Source organism: Vibrio sp. TH_r3 (assembly GCF_033101115.1).
Lineage (GTDB): Bacteria > Pseudomonadota > Gammaproteobacteria > Enterobacterales > Vibrionaceae > Vibrio.
On record NZ_JAWMPW010000059.1, the window covers coordinates 1 to 1,374 of the forward strand.

1 protein-coding gene is annotated in these 1,374 nt (G+C 40.7%); it reads right to left on the reverse strand.

The window, feature by feature from the left end:
• Positions 1 to 16: 16 nt before the first annotated feature.
• Positions 17 to 1,093, reverse strand: a complete 1,077-nt coding sequence (locus R3X26_RS18725) for an IS110 family transposase (RefSeq protein ID WP_153446669.1) — start codon at positions 1,091 to 1,093, stop codon at positions 17 to 19.
• Between the last annotated feature and the right edge of the window lie 281 nt (positions 1,094 to 1,374).

Consider the following 1,374-nt stretch of genomic DNA (forward strand, 5'->3'; position numbering starts at 1 on the left):
GATGCCCTTCTAAGAGTCAAGTCGTTATTTGTATACTGTTGATTAAGGCGTTTCTATTTTTCAAAAGGTAATAAATTTCACGTGCTATGTATCTCTTTAAGCAGCGTATAGCTTCCATTTTTGATAATCCATCAGCCGTTCGTTTTTTGATATAATCCTTTGAACGCTGCTCAGTTCTAAGTCTACCAATCGCAATAATATGGAGTGCACTATTTGCAGCTCTATCACCACCTCGATTAAGCCTGTGTCTATTGGTTTTTCCTGAGGATGCAGGTATAGGGCTAACTCCACATAACGCAGCAAAACTAGATTCAGAGTTTAAACGTTCAGGGTTATCACCCAACGTTATCAATAATTGTGCGGCGGATTCGTATCCAACGGCTTTTTGTTCGATTAATTCAGGGGCAAGCATGTCAACGATAGAAGAAATCATTTTATCTAAATCCGCAATCTCGTCATGAAGTTCAAGATATCGACGAGCTAAGGATTTAAATACGATCCTATATGCGCTAGAAATATTTTTGTAAGCTGTTAAATCAGGTCTGCTTGATGCTAGTGTGCGAATCAAAGTCATACGAGTCATATGTCTTAATGTATCTCTTATTTCGTCGGGGGAAGATACAATGCTCGTTCTAATCATCTGAAGGGCAACAGTTCGAGCTGCCATTGCTGTTTTACGGCAACCTTTAAGTATTCTTAGCGACTCAACCATCCCATCTCGCGTCTTTGGCGTCACCGTGCGTAATTTACTATACGCGGCATGAGCAGCATTTTCTGCGTCTATTGTGTCATCCTTGCCTCGTTTTCTTCGATCAACCTTATCTGGTGCTGTTACTTCCAATACTTCAATGCCACTGCTTTGCATATAACGAAGCAAGCCCAAACCATACGTCCCTGAACACTCAATACCCACACGTGATATTTTACCAAATGAAGACATCCACTTTAGCATTTCCTTATATCCATGGCGGGTTGCTGGGAAGTATTCACTTGATAATACTTGATTAGAATCATTGACGATGGCAGCAACGTGGATATCTTTATGAGTATCCACTCCACCAATGACATAAGATGAGATTGTACTGGTATTCATTATTGACTCCTTCACTATATGATCATGGTCAAGAGTCACAAAACCAAATACTTGGACAAGACAGTAATGGGACAGGCGTCAGGCCCTTCTTGAGTCACAAATATTGGCGAGGCAACCCTCACCAAATAATGAGACTAAGCAATCGACAGATCCAAGGAAGGACACATAAGGTCGATCGCTGTGTGGGTCAGAAAGCTCAGAACATTATTGGTACCATCTTTCAAGCATGAACCAACTTTCTTAGTTAGTGTATGATGAAATCTAGCCAACACATTATTACT

Excerpts from the sequence above, each read along its gene's own strand:
- R3X26_RS18725 (WP_153446669.1), bottom strand. The coding sequence starts at position 1,093 with ATGAATACCAGTACAATCTCATCTTATGTCATTGGTGGAGTGGATACT.